The organism is Candidatus Competibacter denitrificans Run_A_D11, assembly GCF_001051235.1.
Lineage (GTDB): Bacteria > Pseudomonadota > Gammaproteobacteria > Competibacterales > Competibacteraceae > Competibacter_A > Competibacter_A denitrificans.
In genome coordinates, this window is sequence record NZ_CBTJ020000043.1 from 1 (window position 1) to 24,222 (window position 24,222).

General features: G+C 58.1%; 16 protein-coding genes. 4 read left to right on the forward strand and 12 right to left on the reverse strand.

Going from position 1 to position 24,222, the window contains the following annotated elements; translation table 11 throughout:
* Positions 1-112: 112 nt before the first annotated feature.
* The 6 genes from ptsG to ptsP (BN873_RS10115) all read right to left on the reverse strand — a co-directional run bounded on the left by ptsG (position 113) and on the right by ptsP (BN873_RS10115) (position 11,480).
* A complete protein-coding gene (gene ptsG / locus BN873_RS10090; protein ID WP_048673467.1) occupies positions 113-1,888 on the reverse strand; it encodes a PTS glucose transporter subunit IIBC in 1,776 nt (591 codons plus the stop codon).
* 21 nt (positions 1,889-1,909) lie between these two features.
* Entirely contained in the window at positions 1,910-4,456 is a 2,547-nt protein-coding gene (gene ptsP / locus BN873_RS10095) for a phosphoenolpyruvate--protein phosphotransferase (RefSeq protein WP_048673468.1), read from the reverse strand.
* Between the two features lie 155 nt (positions 4,457-4,611).
* Positions 4,612-6,036 (reverse strand): GH1 family beta-glucosidase, encoded by a 1,425-nt coding sequence (locus tag BN873_RS10100; protein WP_048673469.1) that lies wholly within the window; start codon positions 6,034-6,036, stop codon positions 4,612-4,614.
* 110 nt (positions 6,037-6,146) lie between these two features.
* Positions 6,147-7,916, reverse strand: coding sequence for a PTS fructose-like transporter subunit IIB (locus BN873_RS10105; RefSeq protein WP_048673470.1), 1,770 nt, complete (start codon positions 7,914-7,916; stop codon positions 6,147-6,149).
* 76 nt (positions 7,917-7,992) lie between these two features.
* The gene (gene pfkB, locus BN873_RS10110) at positions 7,993-8,985 is read right to left on the reverse strand and encodes a 1-phosphofructokinase (protein ID WP_048673471.1); all 993 of its coding nucleotides are present in this window, start codon (positions 8,983-8,985) and stop codon (positions 7,993-7,995) included.
* The gene (gene ptsP / locus BN873_RS10115) at positions 8,982-11,480 is read right to left on the reverse strand and encodes a phosphoenolpyruvate--protein phosphotransferase (protein WP_048673472.1); all 2,499 of its coding nucleotides are present in this window, start codon (positions 11,478-11,480) and stop codon (positions 8,982-8,984) included. Before ptsP (BN873_RS10115) ends, pfkB begins: the two co-directional genes overlap by 4 nt.
* A 364-nt stretch (positions 11,481-11,844) precedes the next feature.
* Between ptsP (BN873_RS10115) and BN873_RS20390 the strand changes: the two genes are divergently transcribed.
* Both BN873_RS20390 and BN873_RS10125 read left to right on the forward strand, forming a co-directional pair.
* Positions 11,845-12,003: a hypothetical protein gene (locus BN873_RS20390; RefSeq protein WP_171820452.1), complete on the forward strand. Its 159-nt coding sequence runs from the start codon at positions 11,845-11,847 to the stop codon at positions 12,001-12,003.
* 255 nt (positions 12,004-12,258) lie between these two features.
* Complete coding sequence (locus tag BN873_RS10125; RefSeq protein ID WP_048673474.1) at positions 12,259-13,437, forward strand: ABC transporter substrate-binding protein; 1,179 nt, start codon at positions 12,259-12,261, stop codon at positions 13,435-13,437.
* 163 nt (positions 13,438-13,600) lie between these two features.
* On the opposite strand, the gene BN873_RS10130 is transcribed toward BN873_RS10125, so the two are convergent.
* From BN873_RS10130 to BN873_RS10160, 6 genes are all read right to left on the reverse strand, one after another.
* On the reverse strand, positions 13,601-14,716 hold the full coding sequence (locus tag BN873_RS10130) for a substrate-binding domain-containing protein (RefSeq protein ID WP_048673475.1): 1,116 nt from the start codon (positions 14,714-14,716) through the stop codon (positions 13,601-13,603).
* 76 nt (positions 14,717-14,792) lie between these two features.
* Positions 14,793-15,971: a sugar ABC transporter permease gene (locus BN873_RS10135; protein ID WP_242434410.1), complete on the reverse strand. Its 1,179-nt coding sequence runs from the start codon at positions 15,969-15,971 to the stop codon at positions 14,793-14,795.
* Between the two features lie 14 nt (positions 15,972-15,985).
* Positions 15,986-17,518 (reverse strand): sugar ABC transporter ATP-binding protein, encoded by a 1,533-nt coding sequence (locus BN873_RS10140; RefSeq protein ID WP_048673476.1) that lies wholly within the window; start codon positions 17,516-17,518, stop codon positions 15,986-15,988.
* Between the two features lie 122 nt (positions 17,519-17,640).
* Positions 17,641-18,690, reverse strand: coding sequence for a sugar ABC transporter substrate-binding protein (locus tag BN873_RS10145; RefSeq protein WP_048673477.1), 1,050 nt, complete (start codon positions 18,688-18,690; stop codon positions 17,641-17,643).
* 159 nt (positions 18,691-18,849) lie between these two features.
* A complete protein-coding gene (locus BN873_RS10150) occupies positions 18,850-19,806 on the reverse strand; it encodes a PfkB family carbohydrate kinase (protein ID WP_048673478.1) in 957 nt (318 codons plus the stop codon).
* Positions 19,807-20,331: 525 nt separating this feature from the next.
* Entirely contained in the window at positions 20,332-21,378 is a 1,047-nt protein-coding gene (locus tag BN873_RS10160) for a porin (RefSeq protein ID WP_048673480.1), read from the reverse strand.
* Positions 21,379-21,759: 381 nt separating this feature from the next.
* Here BN873_RS10160 and BN873_RS10165 point away from each other — a divergent pair, with 381 nt between their 5' ends.
* Positions 21,760-22,779 carry a LacI family DNA-binding transcriptional regulator gene (locus BN873_RS10165; protein WP_048673481.1) on the forward strand — a complete coding sequence of 340 codons (1,020 nt, stop codon included), beginning with the start codon at positions 21,760-21,762 and terminating at the stop codon, positions 22,777-22,779.
* 171 nt (positions 22,780-22,950) lie between these two features.
* Positions 22,951-24,039: an alanine racemase gene (gene alr / locus BN873_RS10170; RefSeq protein WP_048673482.1), complete on the forward strand. Its 1,089-nt coding sequence runs from the start codon at positions 22,951-22,953 to the stop codon at positions 24,037-24,039.
* The last annotated feature ends 183 nt before the right edge of the window (positions 24,040-24,222 follow it).

Sequence of the window (24,222 nt, forward strand, 5' to 3'; positions counted from 1 at the left end):
CGTGGCGCTTCTCGCTCTCCCACGGGATCTGCAGTCCCTCAGGGTTTTCGTGCTACCACGTCGCCCTTACACTTTAACCAATCCCCAACATACAAGGGGTTGGGGGTGAGGGCTAAACCGCCAATTGCCCCCGCATTTCCGCCGCATACTGATCGGCATTCAAGCCCACCACCAGATGTACGGTGTTATTGGCCAGCCGCATCAAACCGCCGACCCCGGCCGCCTGTAGGGCACGCTCATCCACTGATGCGCCATTGCCGACCACCAGCCGCAGCCGGGTTTCGGCGCAGGCGTCCACCCGCTGGATGTTGCCCGACCCGCCGAGCGCGGCGATGAGCTTTTTGGCCTTGTCCGCCGCTTCGGGATCGCGCAATTTGGAGACGATGCCGGCGGGTGCGGGAGCCGCCACCGGCGACGGCTCCTCGATGGCGTCCGCTTCCGGCCCGGCGGTTTTCAAATACTCCTCCATGTCGGTTTTCAGATTCTCCGAGCGGGTGCCGAAAATCGCCTGCATTCCCTTGCCGACGATGACCACGCCCGCCGCGCCCAATGCCTTCAGCTTTCCGGGGTTGGCCTTGCTCATATCGTTCAATTCCACCCGCAGCCGGGTGATGCAGGCATCCAAACCTTTGATATTGCTGCGGCCACCGAAGGCCAGCACCAATTGCTTGGTGAAGCCGTGGGCGATGTCGGCGGTCGCTTCGCTTGAAGTGGCGACTTCTTCCGGTTCGCGGCCCGGCGTCTTCAGATCGAACTTGGCGATCACCACCCGGAAAATCGTGTAGTACATCGCCGCCCACATCAGCCCCAGCGGGATCAGCCACCAGCCGTGGGTGGATTTGGCGTACAGCACCATGAAATCAATCGCACCGTGCGAGAAGGTCATGCCGTGCTTGACCCCCAGTTCGATACACAGGAAATAGGCGACCCCGGCCAGCAGCGCGTGGATCAGATACAGCACCGGCGCGACGAACATGAAGGCAAATTCAATCGGTTCGGTGATGCCGGTCAACCACGCGGTCAGCGCCGCTGAAATCATGATGCCGCCGATCCGGGCGCGGTTTTCCGGGCGGGCCGAATGCCAAATCGCCACCGCCGCCGCCGGTAAACCCCACATCTTGAACAGATAGCCGCCCGCCATGTTGCCCGCCGTCGGATCGCCCGCGATGTAACGCTGGATTTCGCCGGTGATGGCTTTACCGGTGGTCGGGTCCATATAGCTGCCGACCTCGAAGAAGAACGGCACATTCCAGATGTGATGCAGGCCGAAGGGAATCAACAGGCGCTCGATGACACCGTACACGGTGAAGGCCAGCGCCGGATTGCTCTCCGCCGCCCAGTGGGAAAAACCTTTGATGCCCGCGCCAATCGGCGGCCAGACGAAGCTCAGCACAATCCCCAGGCCGATAGCGGCGAAGGCGGTGACAATCGGCACGAAGCGTTTGCCGGAGAAGAAACCCAGATACGGCGGCAGGCTGATCCGGTAATAGCGGTTGAACAGCGCCGCCGCGATGCCGCCGATGACGATACCGCCAAACACCCCGGTATCGACCGAGGCAATGCCCATCACCTCCTTGGTTTCCACCCCCAGCACCTTGGCCATCACGCCCAGGGTCGCCAGCAAAACGACGTAGCCGACCAGCGCCGCCAGCGCCGAAACGCCGTCGTTATTGGTCAGACCCAGCGCCACGCCGATGGCGAACATGATCGCCATGATGCCGAAAATCGCGCCGCCGGACTGGGCCATGACGTTGGAGACCAAATCCGGGAAGATGGCGAAATGGGCGCTGCCGATGCCGAGCAGAATGCCGGCGACCGGGAGCACCGAAACCGGCAGCATCAGCGCCTTGCCGATTTTTTGCAGAAATGCGAATGCGTGTTGCCACATGACAGTCATCTCCAAAATCGGTTAGGGCGCGGACGCCGAGGTCGCCATCCGTACTTCGGCGGCGGTTTCCAGCGCCAGCGCCCGTTGCGCCAGTTCCTGGCATTCGTGCAGCCACAGGGTGCGGATTTGGGCTTTAATGCTGGGAATGGTCGGCAGGCTGACGCTCAATTCATCCACCCCCAGCCCGATCAGCAACGGCACGGCTTGCGGGTCGCTGGCGATGCCGCCGCAGACCCCGACCCATTTACCTTCGTCGTGGGCCGCTTTCACCGTCCAGGCGATGAGTCGCAGGATACTGGGGTTGAGGCCGTCCACCTTGGGCGCGAGCTTGGGATGGCCGCGATCCATCGCCAGGGTGTACTGGGTCAGGTCGTTGGTGCCGATGGAGAAGAAATCGACCTCGCGGGCGAATTGGGCGGCCATGATCGCCGCCGCCGGAATTTCCACCATGATGCCGGTTTCGATGGGCGCTGCGTTCAGCCGTTGCCGTTCTTCCTCCAGCATCGCCTTGGCGTCGCGCAGTTCCGACAGCAGGCCGACCATCGGGAACATCACCCGCACCTTGCCGTAAGCGGCGGCCCGTAAAATCGCCCGCAGTTGCAGCCGCAGAATTTCCGGCCGATCCAGACCGATGCGCAAGCCACGCTCACCGAGGAAGGGATTTTCTTCTTTGGGAATCGGCAGATAGACCAGCGGCTTGTCGCCGCCGACATCCAGGGTGCGGATGATCAGCGGCCGATCCGGTCCCAGCGCCTCGACGATGGCTTTGTAAATCTCGAACTGCTCGTCCTCGCTGGGGGCGGAACTGCGCTCCAGAAACACGAATTCCGAACGCAGCAGGCCGACGCCTTCACCGCCCAGCCCGGCGATTTGCTCGGCCTCGGCCAGACCGCCGATGTTGCCGACCACTTCCATGCGGTGGCCGTCCAGGGTGATGGCCGGTTCGTGGGCGACCTCCAGTTCCGCCTTGCGCCGCGCCGCCATCCGCTCTTGCGTTTCGCGGATGCGGGTGATTTCCTCCGGGCTGGGGTTCAGCCGGACGATGCCCTTGCCGCCGTCGAGCACCACCGGCGTACCGTTGGCCAGTTCCAGCGCCCGCGGTTCGATGCCGGCCACCGCCGGGATGTCCAGCGAGCGGGCCAGGATAGCGACATGCGAGGTCGCACCGCCCAGCGTGGTGCAGAAGCCGCGCACCCTGGAGCGGTCCAGGCTGGCGGTGTCGGACGGGCTGAGTTCCTCGGCCACCAGAATGGCGTTGGTCGGTGGAGTCTGCCGTTCCGGCTCGACGCCGGTCAGCAGGGTCAGCACCCGGCGGCCGACATCGCGCAGATCGTTGGCCCGCGCCGCCAACAACTCATTACGCAAACTGGCCAGCCGGTCGGCGTGGGTGCTAAACGCCCGATGCCAGGCAAATTCGGCGCTCTTGCCCTTGGCCAGCGCCGAATGGGCGATGTCCAGCAAATCCGGGTCGTCCAGCAACTCCTGATGCGCGGCGAAAATCGCGGCTTTGTCGGCGGCGCGCTGGCCGTGCAAACTGGCCTGCAAGGCTTCCAGTTGCGCCCGACCCTGATCGACCGCACGGTCCAGCCGGTCGCGTTCCTGCTGCGGGGTACCGGCGGCGCTTTCGTTGACCTGAATTTCCTGATGGCGGATTTGAAACACTTCTCCGACTGCCAGACCGGGTGAGGCAGCCACGCCAATCAACAGGTTAGGGTCTTCCGAACGGGCGCGCGGTGCGGGGGCGTTGCCGGGCGAGGGTTCAAAGCTGGCCGGCGCGGGCGCGGGCTTGCAGCCTTCGTCGCCCAGCCCTTCCCACAACAGCGGGGTCAGCGTTTCGACCGCCGCATCCGCATCGTCACCCTTGGCGATTAAGGTCACCTTGTCGCCGTTGCCGATTTCCAGCCCCATGATGGAGACCACGCTCTTGGCGTTCGCCACCTGGTCACCTTTCTGAAGGCGGACATCGGCCTTGAACTTCTTGGCCAGATTGGCCAGCACCGCCGCCGGACGGGCGTGCAAACCGGTCGGATTCGGAATCAGGATCGCCTCGGAGGTGACGGTTTTACCGGCGTCGGCGTCGGTGTTCGCTTGCGCGGCTCCGGTCAGGGTCAATTCCAGAATGGCGCTTTTTCCGGCTGCCACGTTACCGGAGCGCGGCGCGAACGCCGCCACCCGGTCGCTGTTGGTGATGACGATCTGGGTTAGCAGGCTCTTGGCGTGGGTGGCGACATAATCGGCGTCGAACTCGATCAGCGGGTCGCCGGTCTTGACCACATCGCCCATTTTCACTGTCGAGCTAAAGCCCTGGCCCTTGAGGTTGACGGTATCGAGGCCGATGTGCATGAGCACTTCGATCCCTTGCGACGTGGCGACAGTGACCGCGTGGCCGGCCGAATGCAGTTGCACGATTTGACCGTCGCAGGGCGCGCGCAAACATTGATCCAGCGGGTCGATGGAAATACCGTCGCCGACCATTTTCTGGGCGAACACCGGATCGGGAACCCGCTCCAGCGGCACCAGCGGCCCGGAGAGCGGCGCGATGAGGGTGATGACATTGGGGTTCGTCATGGCGTCAATGCTCGACTTTTGTTATCGGAAGCGAAACCGCACCTACGGCTGATTGCGGCGGGGGTGTCCGGCATTTGCAAATCCTCCTGGGCAGCTTGTGGAGAAGATTCCCTTTCTCTTTGGGAGAGGGTTAGGGCGAGTGAAGTTTTTAGTTTTTACAGCGTCGCGCCGTTACTTTTAATCACCTGCTGATACCAGAAATAACTCTGTTTTTTCCGGCGGTTCAGGCCATCCTGATGATCGACATAGACAAAGCCGTATTGCTTCTGATAGCCGTTTAACCAGCTCAATAAATCGATAAACGACCAGACGAAATAACCGAATAACGGAATCCCTTCGTCAATCGCCCGTCGGCACCAGCGTAGATGTTCCCGCAAATAATCGATGCGCGGCATATCCAGAATTTCGCCCGTTGCGCTGATCGGGTCTTTATCGCCCAGCCCGTTTTCGGTAATCATGATCAGAATAGCGCCGTAACGATTCCGAATGCGCTTCATGCCTTCGTAAAGCCCCTCCGGGTAAATCGACCAGTCCCACGGGGTATAGTGGACATTCGGGTTGAACACTCTTTTAAACAGGCCGGGAATGCCGCTTTCTTTCTGGGTGCCTTTTTCACCGCTGACATTGATGGCCGCGCTGCCCACGCCATCGCTGGGGTTGTGGGCGAGGAAGGTACTTTGATAATAGTTGATGCCGATGAAATCATTGGGTGCACTTTGCAAAAGTGCCAGATCGCCATCCCGCAGCGTCGGGGCCTGGAAGCGATTTTGATAATATTTCAGCAGCCGTTCGGGATAGCAACCCTGCACGCTGGGATCGTAAAACCAGTGAAAATCCATCTCCTCGTACCAGCCGCAAGCCTCGATATCGTCTGGCTTTTCGGTGATCGGAAAGCCGGGTAGCAGAACGTGGGCGATGCCGATTTTTCCCGCTGCTATCCTGTCCTCCCGGCACAGCCTTCGATATTCCAGCACGGCCTGGGCGTGGGCTAGATTGACGATGTGCGAGACTTCCACCGCCCGTTTTTCATCCTTCACGCCCGGCGGGTGCAGGCCATCCCGATAGCCCAGCATGATGAAATTGATGGTTTCGTTGAAGGTGATCCAATAAGGCACCCGGTCGCCGAAGTGCTCGAAGCAGGTTTTAGCGTACTGAGCGAAAAGCTCGATTAGCTCCCGGTTTTCCCAGCCGCCCCGCTCTTGCAAGGCTTGCGGTAAATCCCAGTGATAAAGCGTTGCTACCGGCGTGATGTTGTATTTCAGTAATTCGTCGATGAGCCTGCTATAAAATTCGATGCCTTTCGGATTGACCTCGCCTTGTCCATTAGGAAAAATCCGAGGCCAGGAAATAGAGAAGCGATAGGATTTAAGGCCCATTTCCGCCATTAACCGGACATCTTCCTGATAGCGGTGATAGTGATCCACGGCCTGATCCCCATTGGTGCCTTGATAGGTGGTTCCCGGTAAATGCGAGTAAATATCCCAAATGGATAAGCTTTTGCCATCTTGCTGGTAAGCGCCTTCCACCTGATAAGCGGCGGTCGCCGCGCCCCATAAAAAATCATTCGGAAAATTTTTCATTGATGCGATGACCCAGGGTAAAAAAACACGGACGGCGGAACAGAATCAACACCGTCCGTGAAAGGTGTGGGGCCTTGCCCCACTGACTTACCACCACCAAGCGAAAAGGATTAGTGCGCCGCGATGGCCGGTGTTTTCACCTCCAGCGGTTTTTTCAGGAAGAACAACGCGGCGGTGGTTGCCACCGTTCCCACCACAATGGCGATCAGATAGGGCATGAGGTTGACCACCGCATTGGGAATGGGCAGCACGAACACGCCACCGTGTGGCACCTTCAACTCACAGCCGAACACCATTGAGATGGCGCCGGTCAGCGCCGAACCGATCATCAGCGCCGGAATTACCCGCAGCGGGTCTTTGGCGGCGTAGGGAATCGCGCCTTCGGTGATGAAGGAAATACCGAGCGCGGCGGTCGCGCCAGCCGCTTCCCGTTCATCCAGCGAGAAGCGGTCTTTGAACAGCAGCGCGGCGAGGGCCAAGCCGAGCGGCGGGGTCATGCCAGCCGCCATCACCGCCGCCATCGGGCCGTAGATCGGATCGGTCTGACTGGTGATCAGGCCGGTGGCGAAGGCGTAAGCGGCTTTGTTGACCGGGCCGCCCATGTCGAAGGCCATCATCGAACCCAGCAACAAACCCAGGAAAGCGGCGTTGGTGCCTTGCATCCCTTTCAACCATTGCGTGATCGCGCCTAGCACAGCGGCCACCGGCTCGCCGACCACGTAATACATCAGCAAACCGACGATGGTGGTGCCGAGTAAAGGCAGAATCAGCACCGGCTTGAGACCGGCCAGGGTGCGCGGCATCGGGATGTTGTCGCTGAGGAATTTGACAACATAACCGGCCAGGAAACCGGCGGCGATACCGCCGAGGAAGCCGGAGCCAATAGCGCCCGCGATCATGCCGCCAATCATGCCCGGTGCGATGCCCGGCCGGTCGGCGATGGAATAGGCAATGAAGCCAGCCAGAATCGGCACCATCAAGGCAAAGCCCGACTTGGCACCGATTTGGAACAGCGTCCAACCCAGAGTGCCCTTGTGGGCGTCGTCGTAAACGTTGATGCCGCCGAGGGCGAAGCTGATGGCAATCAGCAAACCACCGGCCACCACAAACGGCAACATGTAGGACACGCCGGTCATCAGATGCTTGTAAACGCCGGTGCGGGCGGCGGCCTGCTGGGCCTTGACCTGTTGTAGCTGCTGTTCCGGGGTGAGCTTGGCCGTCGTCGCAGCACCCGCCACCGTGGCCTCGGAAATCGCCTTGCGCACCAAGGCCGCGCCGTCGTGAATCGCCGCCTTGGTGCTGGCCTCGTAAAGCCGTTTGCCCGCGAAACGGGTTTTATCCACCTGGGTATCGGCCGCGATGATGACTAAATCGGCGGCGGCGATGTCCTCGGCGGTCAGGGTATTCTTCGCGCCAACCGAGCCTTGGGTTTCAATCTTGGCGGCGTGGCCAAGACTGGCCGCGCCTTGTTCCAGACCTTCGGCCGCCATAAAGGTATGGGCGATGCCGGTCGGGCAGGAGGTGATGCCGACGATTTTCAAGTGACTGGTGGGTAGCGCAGCCGCTGAAACCGCCCCCACGCTGGCAAGCGCCGTTTCGATGACGCGCACGCCATCGCGGATCGCCGGTTCGGTGGCGGTTTCGTGGAGGGGTTTGCCGAGGAAGCGGGCGGTATCGACCCGTGTATCGGCGGCGATGATCACCACATCTGCGGCGGCGATGGTCTCATCGGACAGGGTATTCCGGGCACCGACCGAGCCTTGCGTCTCGACTTGAATCTCGTGGCCGAGTTTCTTGGCGGCCTGTTCCAGCCCTTCCGCCGCCATGATGGTATGGGCGATGCCGGTCGGGCAGGAGGTGACGGCAACAATCTTTGCCATGTTCTGAACTCCTCTAGTTATTGATCTGGTAATCGTTTACTTCTCTCTCAAAGGGAGAGGGAAGTTGGTTGTGCTGTTAGTTGATGGCTGACACGCTGACCTGCTGGGCCAGGGCGCGCACCTCCGCCGGTCGGGGTAGATGCGGCCCCAGTCGGGTTAGCTTGGCAGCGGCAAAGGCGGTGGCCAGACGGGCGGTGTCGGCGAGCGACAACTTTTCGATCTGTGCCGCCACTAGGCCGGCGACCATGGCATCCCCGGCCCCGACCGTGCTGCTGACTGTCATCTGGATCGGCAGCGCCTGCACCGCCTGTTCGCGGTTCAGGAACAGCGCGCCGTCTTCACCCAGCGAGACGACCACCAAATCCGGTGCGGGTGTGGCGGCCAACAACTCGCGGCCCGTCGTAATCAGCGCGTCTAGGGTATCGAGCGGCCGACCGACCAATTCCGCCAGCTCGTGCCGGTTTGGTTTGACGATCTTCGGACCAGCCGCCAGTGCCGCTTTCAATGGTGCGCCGCTGGTATCCAGGACCACCGCTCCACCGGCCGCTTGTACCTGCCGGGTGATGGTGGCGTAGGTGTCCGCTGGCATTCCCGGCGGCAGGCTGCCAGACAGCACGATCCATTGCACATGGCCAGCCAGTTGGTCGAGGCGGCGCAGTACCTGGTCCAGCAAATCCTTAGCGGTGGCCGAGGTAAACTCCGGTCCCGGCATATTGAGATCTGTGGTGTCTCCGCTGACCGTATCCACCAGCTTGGAATTGATCCGGGTCAGGCCGTCCAGATAGCAGCAATGGTTGGCGATCTTTTTACGTTGAAACAACTCCTCGAACAGCGCGGCGTTATCACGGCCAATCTGGCCGGTAACCGCCGTGCGAATATGGAAATCAGACAGACAGGAGGCGACGTTGACCGCTTTGCCGCCGACATCGACCTGCATCCGCAAGGCGCGATTGACGGCGCCGAGTGTGATTCCGGCCACTTCGATGGTCTGATCCAGCGCCGGATTGAGCGCCACCGTCACCACTTGCGGGGATTCGGCAAAGGGATTCAAAGGCTGCAAGGGATTCATAGGGCGCGAACCTCCTCGGCGGTGCGGGCACGCAAGGCGCGGCGGGCCAGTTCCTGCATAGCGGTGCGCGATTCGCCGCGTAGCGCGGCTTTCACCGGTGCGACATCCTGGGCGCTCATGCTCAGTTCATCGACCCCAAGGCCGGTCAGAATGCGCGCGCCCAGCGGATCGCCTGCCAAGCCACCACACACCCCAACCCAACCGCCGCCGGTCACGCGCCCGGCTTCCTGGGCACCGCGCACAGTGGCATCGATCAGATTGAGCACGGCTGGGTGCAGGCTGTCGGCCTGCGCGGCCAATTCGGGATGCTGGCGATCCACCGCCAGTGCATATTGGGTGAGATCATTGGTGCCGATGGAGAAGAAATCGACCAGTGGCGCAAAACGGTCGGCCATGACCGCGACGGCGGGAATCTCGACCATGATGCCGAGTTTGACGTCCGGCCCCTTGACCTGTTCGCGCGCCAGTTCACAGTGTCCACGCAGCGCTTCGATCTCGCTGATATGGGTCACCATCGGAAACATGATCCACAGCGGGCCGTGCTGGGCAGCCCGATACAGCGCCCGCAATTGCCCATAGAGCAAATCCTGCCGTTGCAGTAAGAGCCGCGCGCCGCGCAACCCAAGGAACGGGTTTTCCTCACGCGGTAGATGAAGATACGGCACTTGCTTGTCGCCGCCGATATCGAGTGCCCGGATGATCAGCCGCTTGCCGGCCATGACCTCGACCATTTCCCGATAGACCTGGTATTGCTCGTCTTCGGTCGGGGCAGTATCGCGCTCCAGATAGAGGAATTCGGTACGCATCAGGCCGATGCCTTCGGCCCCGGCCTCAAGGGCCGCCGCCGCCTGTTTCGGATTGGCGACGTTAGCAGCAATTTCCACAGTGTGGCCGTCGGTGGTGGTCGCCGGCAGGTGACGCGCCGCGCGCAAGCTCTCGCGGGCGGCAGTTTGCCGGGCGATGACTTCGGCAACGCTCTTCTGGTCGGCTTCACTTACGTCCAGATACAAGACGCCCGCGCCGCCGTCGAGGACCGCCATGCCGCCGTCGGGTGCAGCCAGCAGCGCGGGACCGGCGGCCACGATGGCGGGAAAACCCAGCGTGCGGGCCAGAATGGCGGTGTGCGAGGTGGGGCCGCCGGCACTGGTTGCCAAGCCAGCGACATGACGGGTATCCAAATGCAGCGTGTCAGATGGTGTGAGGTCTTCCGCCGCCAGAATCGTCGGTTCGGTGAGGGTGATTTGTTTACGCTCAATGCCCAGCAATTGGCCCAAAACCCGCTCACCGACATCGCGCAAATCCACCGCGCGAGCAGCCAGTAGCGGATCGTCGATTTTTTGCAGCTTTTCGATGCGAGCTTGCAGCGCCCGCTGCCAGGACCAGGCTGCGCCGTGACCTTGCATGATGTGGGTCAGCGCATCCCGTGTCAGCACCGGGTCCGCTAGCAATTCGCGTTGCGCGGCAAAGATGGCGGCTTCGGCGGCGCTCAGGCGCTGGCGGGTGCGGCCTTCCAGTTCCTCGCGCTCGGCGCGCACGGCCAGCAGGGCCTGCTCCAGTGCTTCGCCTTCGGCGATCACATCACCGGGTTGATCGGTCACTTCGATGCGCTGCGAAATGTGGCGCACCAGCTTGCCGATGGCCAGGCCGGGACTGGCGCCCAGACCGTATAGGGTGCGCGGCCCGCCGCTCGGCGTCCATTCCGGTGCGGTCTTGCGGGCAGCCAAGGCGTTTTTGCGCGCTCGCTCAGCATCGGCCTGTTCGATGGCGGACAAGCCGCGCACGGTTTCGAGCAGGGTGTTCAGGGCGCGTTGCGCATCGGGGCCGCGCGCAGCCAGCCGCAGCGCGGTACCGCTGGTCACCCCCAGTGCCAACAGGTCAGTCAGGGTTTTGGCATCGGCGAATTCGGCGTCTTTGTAAATGCGAATCTCGTTGGTGAAGCGTTTGGCGGTATCAACCCACTTGCTGGCCGGGCGAGCGTGCAGGCCGTTGGGGTAATCGACCGTCCAGGTGGCTTCGGCGTCAGCGGGCCACGGCGGCGCGGCCTGCGGCTGTGCTTCGGCAGGAGTGGGGGTATCACCGAGGGCCGTCATTAATACCAGCGGGTTATCCGCATGAACCAGTGCATCAATGGCGCTGGGCTGCTGCATCAAGCGGGTGAGCCGGCGCAACAGGCTGATGTGCTCGTCCGATTGGGCGGCGATAGCCACTACCAGATGGGCTTTCTGGCCTTGATTCCATTCCACGCCTTCGGGTAATTGCAGGATGGCGATCCCGGTTTGCTGGATCAGGTGGCGGTCGTCAATCATCCCGTGCGGAATGGCAACTCCGCTTCCCAAAAATGTGTTGGCGACCTGTTCGCGCTTAAGCAAGCTCTCGATATAGGCCGGTTTAATGTAACCGGCGTCCGCCAGCAACAGGCCAGCTTGTCGGATCGCTTCCTCCTTAGTACTCGCTCTTGCATCAAGGCGAATACATGATTTAGTAATCGTTTTCATAAATTTGTCCTCTGGTTAGTTTAGATATTATGGTTTATTAATGTAATCGATTACACATAAAAGTCAAGAAAAACTTCTTGTCGGTACAAGAGGTTTGAATTGAACTGGGCTGTCTCCATTGGCAATTTTTTGCTCATTGATTCAGGTTTGTTATCGTTGACTGTATTGATAATAGAGCATAAATAGGTTTTTTCTGTTAATTCATCGATATATTTCTGCAAATTGCTGATTGCTTTCTGTGATTCGTAAGTCTGTAAGAGCAAATTACCTAGCAAAAAATTAGGAGTGACTGTAGCGGTACACTGGCACAGAGACAAAATACAAACTACCTTTAGTCAGTGGCTAAACACCAAAGGAGGCCCGTATGATCATTCGTTTATCGCTTTTTCTGGCCTTATTCATGGGGGGTGCTACATTGGCCCAAGCCCAGTACGACTCGGTGCTAAACACTCAAGGTGCAGCGCTGGCTGCTGAAAGGGTGATCGCCTGCGGTCCTGGCACCGACAAGAAAGATCCGCCTTAGACGGGCTTTTTTTACCAAGGCGGCGCCGCGCGCGCCGCCGCTGGCTTGCCGCCAAACGCTTCACGATAAGAGTCCCCGCCACGTTGCATGGCGCCAGTTAGCGCTCCAGTGCTTGCCTGAATCCTGCGTAAAAAGGCCATAACAGTGAATAAAAAAATAAGAATTTTTATCGGTTATTTACAACCAAAACAAAGGCTTGCGTACCGACGCCTTGCTAATCTATTACTCATTCTACTAGGGGCTGGTGGCGGGCTATTGTTTTCCCCCATCAGTTTGGCGGACCCGGGGATCACTGATAAAGTCATCCGGCTGGGTTCGCTGTTACCCTTGGAGGGCGACCGCAAAGATACTGGGAACGCCCTCAAAGCGGGCATGGAAGCGGCCTTCAATGGTCAATCAGTCCAGGGTCGGCGGGTCGAGTTGGCCGCACTCAACGATTTTTATCAGCCTGAGAAAGCCACCGAAGGTGCTAAAAAGCTGATCGATCAAGGGATTTTTGCGATGATCGGCAACCATGGCACCCCGACCACGAAAGCTATATTGCCGCTGTTAGCCGATAAAAAGGTCCCGCTCATCGGACCTTACACCGGAGCAGGCTTAACCGGACCGGGTGAGATACTGAATTTCCGTACCAGCTACGTGAAGGAAGTCAGAAGCGTCATTGAGATCGCTCTAAGCGCAGGCATTAAGCCAACGGAGATTTGCGGCTATCTACAAAATGACAGCTATGGCATGAATGGCTTGCAAGCGATTCGGGCAATCGTGGCGGAGCAGCCCAACATGGCTACTCTGGTCGCCAAGCTTGACGAGATAATGAATCAGGCCGGTGATAATCCGCCACGCAACAATTTGGGACCGATTGGGGTTTATCAGCGTGAGACACTGGTAGCCACCACCGGTTATGAGTCACTGAAAAAGTGGGAAAAAGCCAATAACACCACTTGCCGGCTGATGGTGACGGTCGGCACATTCGACGCGATCTCAAAATTCATCGGCTACGCGCGCTATAAAAATGAACCATGGACGTTTAGCATGGTGTCGTTTACCAATACCCCAGTCAATGCCCACTTCAACGAATTGCAAGTCACCGGCAAGGTGATCCAAACCAACGTGATACCGCCGTTGGATTCGCCGCTGCCTATCGTTGAAGAGGCGCGTAAAGTGTTCGGGCCGCGTTTGGATTACCCCTCGCTGGAGGCGTACATCGTTGGCAAACTATTCCTGGCTATCGCCGCAGCGGCCGAGAATCCGCTGACCCGCGAGGGCTTTTTGAAAGCCGCCCGTCGGCAAATCTACGACATCGGTGGGGTCAAGGTCGATTTTACCAATGGTCGCAACACCGGTTCAGATTGGGTATTTCTGGCGTATCTAAAGGACGATAAAACCCTGGTGCCTGCCAAGCCCGGCGATTTGGAGGCGATGTTTAAGCGGTGATCTTCTCGCCTGGCCGTTTCAGGCGCGTTCATGCAACTCGGTCAACCATGGCGCTGCGTAGTGTGGTGACCAATCCACTGCCAGCATTGCGACGCAGCACCGTTCGCGTAGGAGGGGTGTTCGATCTTTGATTTCGCAACACCCCTCTTATTTTTTTACCCTATCACTTCTTTTCGCCGTAAACCTGTTCTTTCGTAAAGATTTTTTCGGCGATCAGCGTGCTGTCGATGTTGTCTTTGGTGATCAGCATTACCGGGGTAATCACGGTTGGAATTTTGGCGAAACCGTTATCGGTCATGGCGAAACGTAACCCGCCCTGAGCGGCTTCCCGCGCGATGGTTTCCAACGGCTTGGCGGGATTTTTGGCGATTTCGACCGCGATTTCAGCGGCTTTGTGCGCCAGCGGTTTGATCGCCTTCCAGACCTCGACCACTTGTTTGCCCTGGACGATGTAGCGGATGTTCTTCAAATCAGCATCCGCGCCAGCGACAAACACCTTTCCGGTATCCGCCAGCTTTTCCAAATCCAGCGCCGCGATCACGCCACTGGCCAAGCCGCTGTTGTTGCAAATAAAAGCATCCACGCCATTCTTGTACTTCACTAATAAATTGCTGGCGGTTTCGGCGGCGCGATCGGGCGACCAATCGACATGGGAGATTTGCGCGACCAATTTCAAGCCAGGATTTTGTTGGATCGTCTTCAACACGCCCTGGCTCATGGCCTCAGCGTTGGAATCACCAGGCTGGCCCATGATGAGCGCCACTTTGCCTTCGACCTTGCCGCGTTTTTGCTGGAACCATTGGATCATGGCTTCACTCTGCAATTGGCCGACCGCCCAGCTATCCTGCATCACCATCAGGTCCAGCGGGCCGTTGACCACCATCGCGTCATAGCCCACCACTTTGACGCCTTTCTGATTCGCCAGCCGCACCAGCGCGCCGGCCAGTCCGGTGTTGACTGGTTGCAGCACGATCACCTGAGCGCCTTCATCCAGCATTTGCTCGAACTGCCGCAACTGGATCAGTTCGCTGTTGCCGCTGGAATCGAACAGGACTTGCGCACCCAGCGCCTCGGCGCGCGCGAGGAACTCGGCCTTGTCGGTTTGGTAGCGTTCCTCCTGCATGGTTTTGAGCAGGAAGCCGATCTTGAGCCCCGACTCCTTGGCGTGCGCGGCGGGTTGGAACATCAGCGCCACCGCCAGCAGCCCAATCAGTCCGATGAGCCGGTTGAGGGAAGAAAATCCGCTTATCCTCTGAAATAGCAGTTTCAACGTGTTCATAAAGTCCTCCGGGTAAAATTGACGAAGCCCTTGGCGTTGGAGCAAGTCAACGCGACCTGCTCCCCGCAACCGCTGTTTACCCGCGTTTTTTCTTGCTCAACACGTCAAACCAGACCGCCAGAATGATGATGCCGCCCTTAATGATCAACTGATAAAAAGTCGGCACTTCCAGCAAACTCATACCATTATTCAGCACGCTGATGATGAACGCGCCGATGACAGTGCCGATGATAGTGCCGACGCCACCGGAGAAACTGGTGCCGCCGATGATCACCGCCGAAATCGCATCCAATTCAAACATATTGCCGAGATTTGGCGATGCGCCATTCAGCCGCGACGCCAGCATAATGCCCGCCAGCGCTGATAGTGTGGTGATGATGCAGTAAATCGCAATCTTCATGCTCTTGATGCTGATGCCGGATAAGCGCGCGGCCTCCTCATTGCCGCCCATCGCATAAATCCGCCGACCGAATTTGGTGTGCTGAAGCGTGAAGCTGCCAATAAAGGCGATGACCGCAAAAATCGCCACCGGATACGGCAGCCCGCGATAGGAGAAGGCATACAAAATGATCAGGCCGGCCAGCACGGTCACGACCGCCCCGGTAATCAGTTCCTGGTTTTTGACGGTGATGCCATATTGACGTTTTTGCCTTAAATCCTGGTATTGCGAGAACAGCAGATAGCCCAGAATCAGCAGCACCACGATGGTGGAGACCGTCACCGAGAAAAAGCCGCCGCCGATCTCACCGAACACCGGATTGGTCACCGGCACCGAACCGCCGTCAGAAAGCGTGAGCGCAATGCCGCGCGCAATCGTCATCATGCCCAGCGTGATGATGAAGGGTGGAATGTTGTAATGAGCGATCCACAGCGCATTCCACAGCCCGATTAACACGCCCGTCAGCAGCAAGGTGATGAGGATGGCGGCCCAGACGTTGACGCCCGATTGCATCAACAAAGTCACGGTAATCGCCGCCAAACCGACGATTGAGCCGACCGAGAGATCGATGCCGTTAATGATGATGACCAGCGTCATGCCGACCGCGATGATGCCGACGATGGTGGTTTGCCGAGCCAGGTTGGTGAGATTGCGGGGCGTGAAGAAGGCTTCATCCCAGAAGCTGAAAATAAGCATCAAGGCGATCAGTGCGACCAGGGTGCCGTTATCTTTTAAGAATTTCAGGAAGGCGCGCATCCCTTCGCTTTGCAAAAAGCCCGTTGTCGGTTGTTCGGTGGTGGGTGCGGTGTTTGCCATGTGTGTGATCCCCTTTATTTCTGGCTGCCGGTGGCGTAAGCCATGATCAGTTCTTTGGTCGCTTGCTCGCGGGTCAATTCGACGACGATCTCGCCTTCGCACATCACCAGGATGCGGTCGCTGATGCCCATGACTTCCGGGAGTTCCGAGGAAATGATGATGACCGTCACCCCTTCCTCAACCAGCTTATTCAACAGATTGTAAATCTCGACCTTGGCCCCCACGTCGATGCCGCGCGTGGGTTCATCGAGAATTAAAACCTTGGGCTTGATGTTCAACCATTTGGCCAGAATGACCTTTTGCTGGTTGCCGCCGCTTAAGGTGTCGATCTTGACATCCAGTCCGGGTGTTTTGATCGCCAGCCGCTTGACGTAATCCTGCGCCAGACTCCGCTCCTTGGATTCGTTGATAATGCCCAGCATATTGGTGACGGTTTCCAGCGAGCTGATGGTCATGTTCTGGAGGATGCTTTGCCCCAGAATCAGCCCAATCCGCTTCCGGTCTTCGGTGACCAGACCAATACCGTGTTCGATGGCGGCGTGGGGCGAGCGAAAGCGCACCAGTTTGTTATCCAAGTAGATTTCACCACGCGCCGCGCCGGGCGGTGCCCCGAAAATGCCCGAAACCAGCTCGGTGCGCCCCGATCCCATCAAGCCGGAAATGCCGAGGATTTCGCCTTTGTAGGCGCAGAACGAGGCGTTTTTGACTTTCTTCTGGCCTGGCAGATCGGGATTGTCGATCTCGAAGTTCTTGACCTCTAGCACCTTTTCGCCGCGCTGGAATTGACCTTTCGGGAACATGTCCTTGACATCGCGCCCGACCATCCGACTGATCAATTGATCCAGGGTGATCTCCGGTATCGGCGTCACCGGGCCGATGGTTTTGCCATCGCGCAGCACCACCACGCGATCCGCGATTTGCTGGAGTTCCTCCATCTTGTGCGAGATGTAGGACATGCAGACGCCTTGCCGCTTGAGTTTACGGATGATTTCAAACAGCGCCGCCACTTCCTTGTCGGTGAGCGCGGAGGTGGGTTCGTCGAACACCAGGATGTCGGCTTTTTTCGAAAGCGCCTTGGCGATTTCCACCATTTGCTGTTTGCCGACCGTCAAATCCCGGACCTTATCGGTCGGCTTGAAGTCGCTGATATTCAACTCATCCAGCAAGCGTTGCGTTTCCGCGAACAGCTTGCTCCATTGAATCGCGCCAAAGGCATTGGTCATTTGGCGGTCCAAAAAGATATTTTCCGCCACCGTCAATTCGGGAATCAGGTTTAGTTCCTGGTAGATGATGGCGATACCGGCGGCTTCGGCCTCCTTGGTGTTGTAGAACCGCTTCAACTCGCCCCGCAGATAAATATCGCCTTCGTAGGTCGGGTAGGGCCACACGCCGCTGAGCACCTTCATCAAGGTCGATTTACCGGCCCCGTTTTCGCCCATCAGCGCCAGCAACTCCCCCGACCGGGCCTCGAAATTGACATCATTCAGGGCGCGCACACCAGGAAAGTCTTTGACGATATTCTTCATTTCCAATACGACTTCGCCCATTGAGTTCACCGTCCTGTTTTGTTCGAGTTAAAAAAAGCCCACCTTCATCGTCCGGTGGAAGGTGGGCTGCAACGGGGGAGATCATCCCGCGTGAACAGGCTTGATCGAGAGCGGATCAGGCGTTATTTCTTGCCGTAGACCTGCTCTTTGGTGTACAGCCCACCGGCGATGATGGTCGAATCCAGATTGTCCTTGGTGACGGGAACGATTTCGGTGACGATGGTCGGCACTTCGACCGCGCCGTTGTTGATGGTTTTATCGATCTTGACGACATCGGCGGGTTTTTTGTCGGGATTCTGGGCCAGCTTAACGGCTGCTTCGGCAGCGGTTTCCGCCAGCGGCTTGACCTTCTTCCAGATTTCGACGGTCTGCTTGCCCTGCGCCACATATTGAATATTGGTCAGATCGGCATCGGAACCGGCGACGAACACTTTATCGGTGCTGGCCAGCCCTTGGGCGTCGAGGGCGGCGATCACGCCACGGGCCATACCGCTGTTATTGCAGATAAAGGCATCGACCTTGTTTTTATATTTGGTCAGGGCGTTTTCGGTGGTCGCCATCGCCTTGTCGGTGGACCAGCCTTCGTGGGATTGTTCCACCACCAGCTTCAGGCCGGGGTTTTTCTTGATGAGATCCAAAGCGCCGCTGCTCATCGCCGTAGCGTTGGAATCGCCCGGTTGACCCATGATCAGGGCAACATTGCCTTCGATTTTGCCCTCCCGATGCTTTTTGAACCATTCCAGCATCGCTTCACCCTGGAGCTTGCCAACCGCCCAACTATCCTGCATGACCATCAGATCGAGCGGGCCATTGACCAGCATCGAGTCATAACCCACCACTTTGACTTTCTCTTCGTTGGCGGTCTTAACCATCTTGCCGGCGGTGCCGGTGTTGACGGGCTGCATCACAATAACTTTGCAGCCTTTCGACAGCATGTTTTCAAATTTGGAGAGTTGCGCCTGCTCATCGTTGTTGGCTGAATCGAACACCACTTCGGCGCCCATCGCTTCAGCCTTGGCGATGAAGTCGGCTTTATCATGCTGGTAGCGCTCTTCCTGCATGGTTTTCAACAGGAAACCGATTTTTACCTTGTCGCCGGCCAAGGCGGTGTTGCCCAGGGCCAAGGCGACGGCGGAGGCGGCGAACAGGACTTTAAGGGTTTTTCGGCTCATCGGGTTCTCCAAAAACGGATCAAGTAATGCTGCGATGTGCTGGTTTGGCAGGCTGCCAAGGTATGACCGGCATCGTTGCCGAACGAATGTGGCTCGTCGTTGCTCAGATGACTTTGAGTATCAGTTCTCCTCTGTATTTTGCCTGATTTCAAGGTTAGATCATTGATCGCGCAAGAATTCCAATACCTTCTTGCGGTCGGGCAGGGCGGGAATCGCGCCACGGATGGTGGTAGCCAGCGCGCCGACGGCATTGGCAAAACGGCATAGCTCGCCCAGCTTCGTTTTATCAGTGAAGGCGGTCGGATCAGCCAGCACGCCTTGCAGGAGACCGGCCACGAACCCGTCGCCAGCACCGGTCGCATCAACGGCCTCCACGGTGAAGGTCTTGGCAGCGCCGGTAAAAGAGGGGGTGAAGTAGACACAGCCGTCACGCCCGCGTGTGGCGACCATCAGCTTGAGTTCATCGTGCCAGAGCGTTTTACAGGCTTGCTCCAGATCGTCGGTGCCGGTCAGAAAGGCGGTTTCATCATCGCTGATCTTAACGATGTGAGCCTTCTTCAAGCCGAGCAACATCCCTTCCCGCGCAGCGTCAGCATCCGGCCACAGCGGCAGGCGCAGATTAGGATCGTAAGAGATCAGGCAACCGGCGGCGCGGGCGGTATCTACAGCGTGCAAAGTGGCGCTGCGCGAGGGTTCGCTGATGAGGCTGATCGAACCGAAATGTAGCAACTTGGCCTGCTGAATCGCCCCGACATTGACTTCTTGCGGGGTAAACAGCATGTCGGCGCTGGGATGGCGATAGAACATGAATTCCCGTTCACCATCAGCGCGTAAGGAAACGAATGCCAGGGCGGTGCGCGCTTCGCTGGAGAACACCAGCGGACTGACATCGACCCCGCTTTCGGCCAGAGTAGCGGCCAGAAAATGGCCGAAAGCGTCGGCGCCGACCTTGCCCATGAACGCGCTCGGAATCCCCAGCCGGGCCAGACCGACCGCTACGTTACCGGGTGCGCCGCCGGGCGCTTTGACGAAGGCTGGCGCATCGGTCAGGCCGGTGCCGGTGACGGTGGGGACGAAATCAATCAGCAATTCACCCAGACAGATCGCTTCGGCCATGCTGGAGTCCTCAAGAGGCAAACGAGTCGGGGATGATCTCCGAAATAAGCCTTTTCAGGCTGAATGCAGAGGGCACGACATCGCCATGCTGGTCGCAGTGATAGGTCATTACCAGGACACCATCGTCGGTAACGAATCTATGGGCGGTCACCTGGCGTTGACAGCGGGGGCACGCGGTGAGTGGCAGCGAAGCGGGTAACTTTTCGGCTTCGCGCGGCGTATCAAACCTTGCCGGATCACGGTCAGGCGTTCTGGCAGGGTTCTTAGCAAAAGCTGCACGCCGCCCGATCAAACCACAACAAACACGCGTGCCGGATATGGACTGCGAAGTATCCTGAGTACCCTGAGAGAATGATGACACCGTTCCGTCACGGTACTGACAGGTGATTGGATGACTACTTGAATCTTGCGGGTTCATCTCAGATCACGCGCTTTTACATGTGGTAACGCAGACAGGGCGGCGCAAGGAGGCGGAAGCCGTTTCTAGCCAGGGCTTCCGCCGTTTCACCCGAACGAGGCAGCCTGTCAGAACAGGTGCCGCAGACCGGTGGTAATGATATTTTGATCACCATAGACCAGGGTGTTGGCGTCGCGGCCGATATATTCGGCCCAGAGCCAAGTGCGCTTGCTGAGATTATATTGGTAGCCCAACCGCCAGTTATCGATGGTGTCTTCCCGGTCGATACCCGTATCGGTCTGGCCGTAGGCAGCTCGCAATGTGTTATTGCCGAAGCTGTATTGGCCGGTCAGATACCAGCTTTTGGCATCGTCACCGCCAGCCAGAGGTACGCCGTTCACCCGGATCTGCCGAGCGATGTTGACATCGTTAAAGGTGCCTTGTTCATAAATGAAGCCGACGAGGAATTGGTTGGTTTTGTAGCCCAATCCCAACCCCCAATTATCCAAATCGAGATCGATGGTCCGGCCGCTGCCTAGAGAGGCGTTGTTGTCGCCATTGAGCTTGATGTACGTCAGCCCGGCAAAGATTGGCCCCTGATTATATTTGAGGTTGACGCTCCATATATCGATGTCGTTGGTCACCGTATCGCCGCCGCTGGCCGATACCATGGCTTCAGCGCTGAAGCCGCCGAAAACTGGCGTTTGATAATCGAGGTTGTTATCCACAGTGCTCAAAGCCCCGTGCGGGCTGGTTTCCTTGGTGATGGTGCCGCCTAGATAGGCAGACCCATTGAGCACCTTGCCGCTGTTCCAAACATCGATCACGTTCAAGACTTTCCAGTAAGGTGTGTCTTGAGTGCCCAGGGTAAGCGTACCGAAACCGCCGCTCAGACCAGCAAACTTCTGGGCGGTGCCGGAGAAATTCCCTCCGTCGGTCATATCGACATTAAATTCCCACATATAGATCGCTTTCAGCCCGCCGCCGAGATCCTCAAAACCCTTGATCCCCAGTTTTGAGCCATCGTCGGTGACATCCCAGGTATCAGGGCCGTTCTTAACATCGGTATACGTCAAGGACGGTCTAGCCTCCCCATACAGAATCGTATCGGCCTGAGCGGCGAGCGGTGCCCCCAGAACGGTTGCCAAGGCGAGTGTGAGTGCTGTTTTTTTCATCTTTATCGAGTCCTCGTGGTTGTTAACTCTCTGAGTATAGAGCGTGTTTTAAGTGGTTATTTCAGAAAGATTTAGTAATCGTTTTCTTTATTAAAAACAGATAGTTTTCAGAATGATTTACATCGAAAATTGTAATCGTTTACATATTTTTTATCAATGCTGTGCCTATAAATTTTTTTATAGCGTGTTCTTGTTGTTTTTACATTTAAAATTTATTTTCTAATCAATATTTTATTATAAATTCTAACCTTTCTTGAAAAGTATGGGTTGGCTGAACCCCAGGTTATGCCCATGTACAAATAGCTGGAGAATATGCAAGAATAAAAATGTAATCGTTTACTTTAGTTAATCGTTTTCTCAATCCTCGGAGGAGGGGTATCGATGGCGCGGATCAAGGACGTTGCAAAGCAGGCAGGTGTTTCAGTCGCTTCGGTCTCTCGGGTATTGGCCGGCCATAGCAAGGTGAGTGAATCGATTCGCCAGCGAGTTTTAGGAGCGGTTCACGATCTGTCTTATCGGCCGGATCTGGCAGCGCGCCGCTTGCGTTCCCGGCAAACTGACACGATTGGCTTGATCGTTTCGGATATTCGTAATCCCTTTTTTACTGAAGTGAGTCGGGCCGTCGAAGATGTGTCTTACCAACACCACCTGCGGGTGATCTTGTGTAACACCGACGAAGATGTAGAGAAAGAGAATTTGTATCTTGATCTGATGCGGGACGAGAACGTCAGTGGCGTGATTCTATCGCCCACGTTAACGACACTGGCCGGTTTCCGCGCCCGAGATTATCCGTTTCCAATGGTGTTGGTGGATCGTTGTGACCGCGATACCGCTGCTGATGCGGTGATCTTGGATAATGTCGATGCGGGCTATCGATTGACGACGCATTTGATCGACAACGGCTATCGCCGGAATATCTTTTTTTATGGCACGACCAGTGCGACCGGTCGGCAACGGCGCGAAGGTTATGTGGCGGCGATGGCGGCACACGGGCTGGAAGCGCACGCAGAACCCGTGCGCTCAACCGCGACCGCTGAGCATGGTCGGGCGGCTGCCTACGAGCGACTGCGGCGACGACCGCTGCCGGATGCGTTGGTAGCCAGCAGCGGCTTGATCCTGCTTGGGCTGACCGAAGCGTTGCGCGAGTCAAAATTACGCTTTCCCGATGCGGTGGCCCTGGCCGGTTTCGACGATCTACCCTGGACTCGTTTGGTCGAACCCGGTATTACCGTGATTTCCCAGCCGCTTTACGAGATTGGGCGGGCGGCTATCGAATTACTGCTCCAGCGAATCGCCAAACCGGATCAAGCCGTGCGCCGGGTCGTGTTGCGCGGTGAACTGATCGAGCGTGGCTCGACGGCGAAACGCAACGGCTCGGCCGGTGTTTCAGTGGCCGCCTAGATGCCAAACCGTTACCTGTTCCCGCCTGAGCCGACCCTGGTTTTCCGCTAGGGCCGAGGTTTTCGACAAAGGGGGAGGACGCCACGGCGCGTCTTCACTACCTTGATCTCCAGTACACTATGATCGCCAAGATCAGCGCCCGCGCGCTATCGCAAGAACTGGAGATGAGCAATGCAACCTGCTACCACCGCCACCATCGATTTGGCGGCCCTGCGTCATAATCTGGCCCGTGTTCGTGCCGCCGCGCCCCATTGTCGCGTTGCGACCGCCCTTAAGGCGAATGCCTATGGGCACGGTCTGTTGCGGGCCGCACGGGCGCTGTCTACCGCTGATGCCTTCGCTGTCGCACGTTGCGATGAAGCATTGGCCTTGCGAGAGGCTGGTATTGCCAAGCCGGTGGTGGTACTGGAAGGGTTTCTGCAACCCGAAGAAATAGACTTATGCCGCCAGCACGGCCTGCAAGTTGCTTTGCATCATGATTCTCAAGTGCGGATGCTCGAACTGGCCAAGCCGGGCCGGCCGCTTGATCTTTGGCTCAAGATCGATAGCGGGATGCATCGGTTGGGCTTTCCACCGGAACAGGTTCCCGCTGTGCTGGGGCGCCTTGCCGCGTGTCCGAATGCAGGCCCCAACCCACGGTTGATGAGCCATCTGGCCAAGGCGGATGACCGGGAAGATCCGTATACCCGTCAACAACTGGCAGTTTTTCAGGCTGCTACTCAAGGAATAACTGCTGAGCGTTCCATGGCTAATTCCGGCGGTATTTTGGGATGGCCGGAGACCCATTTTGATTGGGTGCGCCCTGGCATCATGCTCTATGGCTGCACGCCTTTTAACCATGGCGTCGGCGCGGACGAGAGGCTGCGGCCGGTTATGACCCTGGCGAGTCGCTTAATAGCTGTACAACGGTATGCGGCGGGCGAGCCGATAGGCTACGGCGGCAGTTGGCGGTGTCCAAGGGATAGCCGTATCGGCGTGGTTGCCATTGGCTATGGCGACGGCTATCCGCGCCATGCGCCATCCGGTACGCCGGTCTTGATCAATGGGCGGCGTGTTCCTCTAGTGGGTCGGGTTTCGATGGATATGATCACCGTCGATTTGACGGATTTACCTGAAGCGAATGTCGGCGATCCGGTGGTCTTGTGGGGGTGTGATTTACCGGCCGAGGAGATTGCGCGTCACGCCAATACCATCACCTATGAGCTGTTTTGCAAGGTGATGCCGCGGGTTGTGGTGATCGAGACCGAGTTCAACGACTGAGCCTTCCTGGCACTGTCGCTTGCCTGTTGGCTCGTAACAGTGGCGAGTCAGAGCTGTGAGTGTGCAATAGTGATCCGGGACACTTGATTTTCCGCTGCGTGGCCCAAGGTGATTCTTGCCTACCGTCGCTGAGCGCGGCGTGCCGAACCGCTTTCCCATGAGGCGAAGCCAATGCACAAATCG

Excerpts from the sequence above, each read along its gene's own strand:
- ptsG (WP_048673467.1), bottom strand. The coding sequence starts at position 1,888 with ATGTGGCAACACGCATTCGCATTTCTGCAAAAAATCGGCAAGGCGCTG.
- ptsP (WP_048673468.1), bottom strand. The coding sequence starts at position 4,456 with ATGACGAACCCCAATGTCATCACCCTCATCGCGCCGCTCTCCGGGCCG.
- BN873_RS10100 (WP_048673469.1), bottom strand. The coding sequence starts at position 6,036 with ATGAAAAATTTTCCGAATGATTTTTTATGGGGCGCGGCGACCGCCGCT.
- BN873_RS10105 (WP_048673470.1), bottom strand. The coding sequence starts at position 7,916 with ATGGCAAAGATTGTTGCCGTCACCTCCTGCCCGACCGGCATCGCCCAT.
- pfkB (WP_048673471.1), bottom strand. The coding sequence starts at position 8,985 with ATGAATCCCTTGCAGCCTTTGAATCCCTTTGCCGAATCCCCGCAAGTG.
- ptsP (WP_048673472.1), bottom strand. The coding sequence starts at position 11,480 with ATGAAAACGATTACTAAATCATGTATTCGCCTTGATGCAAGAGCGAGT.
- BN873_RS20390 (WP_171820452.1), top strand. The coding sequence starts at position 11,845 with ATGATCATTCGTTTATCGCTTTTTCTGGCCTTATTCATGGGGGGTGCT.
- BN873_RS10130 (WP_048673475.1), bottom strand. The coding sequence starts at position 14,716 with ATGAACACGTTGAAACTGCTATTTCAGAGGATAAGCGGATTTTCTTCC.
- BN873_RS10135 (WP_242434410.1), bottom strand. The coding sequence starts at position 15,971 with ATGGCAAACACCGCACCCACCACCGAACAACCGACAACGGGCTTTTTG.
- BN873_RS10140 (WP_048673476.1), bottom strand. The coding sequence starts at position 17,518 with ATGGGCGAAGTCGTATTGGAAATGAAGAATATCGTCAAAGACTTTCCT.
- BN873_RS10145 (WP_048673477.1), bottom strand. The coding sequence starts at position 18,690 with ATGAGCCGAAAAACCCTTAAAGTCCTGTTCGCCGCCTCCGCCGTCGCC.
- BN873_RS10150 (WP_048673478.1), bottom strand. The coding sequence starts at position 19,806 with ATGGCCGAAGCGATCTGTCTGGGTGAATTGCTGATTGATTTCGTCCCC.
- BN873_RS10160 (WP_048673480.1), bottom strand. The coding sequence starts at position 21,378 with ATGAAAAAAACAGCACTCACACTCGCCTTGGCAACCGTTCTGGGGGCA.
- BN873_RS10165 (WP_048673481.1), top strand. The coding sequence starts at position 21,760 with ATGGCGCGGATCAAGGACGTTGCAAAGCAGGCAGGTGTTTCAGTCGCT.
- alr (WP_048673482.1), top strand. The coding sequence starts at position 22,951 with ATGCAACCTGCTACCACCGCCACCATCGATTTGGCGGCCCTGCGTCAT.